The organism is Myroides sp. LJL116, assembly GCF_054871685.1.
Genome location: NZ_JBTXLR010000041.1, coordinates 1 through 2,012, shown reverse-complemented (window position 1 = coordinate 2,012; position 2,012 = coordinate 1). Strand labels below are relative to the sequence as shown.

The following is a 2,012-nucleotide window of genomic DNA, read 5'->3' as shown; positions in this document are numbered from 1 at the left end:
TACTTTCTATATATTTTTTAATTTGATTCTTTCTAACTGTATTATTAGTTAAGTATCTCAATATGTCAATGATCGTTTTGGACTAAGTCCTTGTGGAGAATATCGGAGTCGAACCGATGACCTCTTGCCTGCCAGGCAAGCGCTCTAGCCAGCTGAGCTAATCCCCCTTAATATAGACGCTAAGCGCCCTAATTCAGGTTAGATGCTTCTCAACCTCTAAAATTTCCTTTCAGATAAGTTTTGTAGTCCCGGGCAGACTCGAACTGCCGACCCCTACATTATCAGTGTAGTACTCTAACCAGCTGAGCTACGAGACTCTGTAAACTATATCTTAAATTTTTGAACTAACAGCAAAGAGTAAAGTTTTATATTCTAATTCTTTCTCTAGAAAGGAGGTGTTCCAGCCGCACCTTCCGGTACGGCTACCTTGTTACGACTTAGCCCCAGTCACTAGTTTTACCCTAGGCAGCTCCTTGCGGTCACCGACTTCAGGTACCCCCAGCTTCCATGGCTTGACGGGCGGTGTGTACAAGGCCCGGGAACGTATTCACCGGATCATGGCTGATATCCGATTACTAGCGATTCCAGCTTCATAGAGTCGAGTTGCAGACTCCAATCCGAACTGTGACCGGTTTTTGAGATTCGCTCCCTATCGCTAGGTGGCTGCTTTCTGTACCGGCCATTGTAGCACGTGTGTAGCCCAGGACGTAAGGGCCGTGATGATTTGACGTCATCCCCACCTTCCTCGCGGTTTGCACCGGCAGTCTTGTTAGAGTTCCCACCATTACGTGCTGGTAACTAACAATAGGGGTTGCGCTCGTTATAGGACTTAACCTGACACCTCACGGCACGAGCTGACGACAACCATGCAGCACCTTGTAAATTGTCCGAAGAAAAGTCTGTTTCCAAACCTGTCAATCTACATTTAAGCCCTGGTAAGGTTCCTCGCGTATCATCGAATTAAACCACATGCTCCACCGCTTGTGCGGGCCCCCGTCAATTCCTTTGAGTTTCATTCTTGCGAACGTACTCCCCAGGTGGGATACTTATCACTTTCGCTTAGCCACTCAGTCCGAAAACCAAACAGCTAGTATCCATCGTTTACGGCGTGGACTACCAGGGTATCTAATCCTGTTCGCTCCCCACGCTTTCGTTCATCAGCGTCAATACATACGTAGTAACCTGCCTTCGCAATTGGTATTCCATGTAATATCTAAGCATTTCACCGCTACACTACATATTCTAGTTACTTCCATATGATTCAAGTCAAACAGTATCAATGGCAGTGTCTTAGTTAAGCTAAGAAATTTCACCACTGACTTATCTGACCGCCTACGAACCCTTTAAACCCAATAATTCCGGATAACGCTCGGACCCTCCGTATTACCGCGGCTGCTGGCACGGAGTTAGCCGGTCCTTATTCTTACAGTACCGTCAATCAACTACACGTAGTTGGGTTTCTTCCTGTACAAAAGCAGTTTACAATCCATAGGATCGTCATCCTGCACGCGGCATGGCTGGTTCAGAGTTGCCTCCATTGACCAATATTCCTCACTGCTGCCTCCCGTAGGAGTCTGGTCCGTGTCTCAGTACCAGTGTGGGGGATCTCCCTCTCAGGACCCCTAATCATCGTAGCCTTGGTATGCCGTTACCATACCAACTAGCTAATGATACGCATGCCCATCTTATACCGATAAATCTTTATTGTGTCTCTGATGCCAGAGTCACAAACCATGGGGCATTAATCCAAATTTCTTTGGGCTATTCCCCTGTATAAGGTAGGTTGCATACGCGTTACTCACCCGTGCGCCGGTCTCAGAGTAGCAAGCTACTCTTACCCCTCGACTTGCATGTGTTAGGCCTGCCGCTAGCGTTCATCCTGAGCCAGGATCAAACTCTTCATCGTATATTTTTTATATCTTAAATTAGATATATAAATCAAATCTTGCGATTTGCCTTACTCTTTGTTAAATTTTGCTGTCAATCCAATATGTCTATGAACGTGTCTTCAA

General features: G+C 46.2%; 2 tRNA genes and 1 rRNA gene. All 3 read right to left on the bottom strand.

Annotation, left to right across the window (positions count from 1 at the left end):
• Positions 1-93: 93 nt before the first annotated feature.
• The 3 genes from ACYSNM_RS13765 to ACYSNM_RS13755 all read right to left on the bottom strand — a co-directional run bounded on the left by ACYSNM_RS13765 (position 94) and on the right by ACYSNM_RS13755 (position 1,906).
• Positions 94-167 (bottom strand) — tRNA-Ala (locus ACYSNM_RS13765).
• Between the two features lie 76 nt (positions 168-243).
• Positions 244-317 (bottom strand) — tRNA-Ile (locus tag ACYSNM_RS13760).
• 71 nt (positions 318-388) lie between these two features.
• A 16S ribosomal RNA gene (locus ACYSNM_RS13755) occupies positions 389-1,906 on the bottom strand.
• Positions 1,907-2,012: the final 106 nt, after the last annotated feature.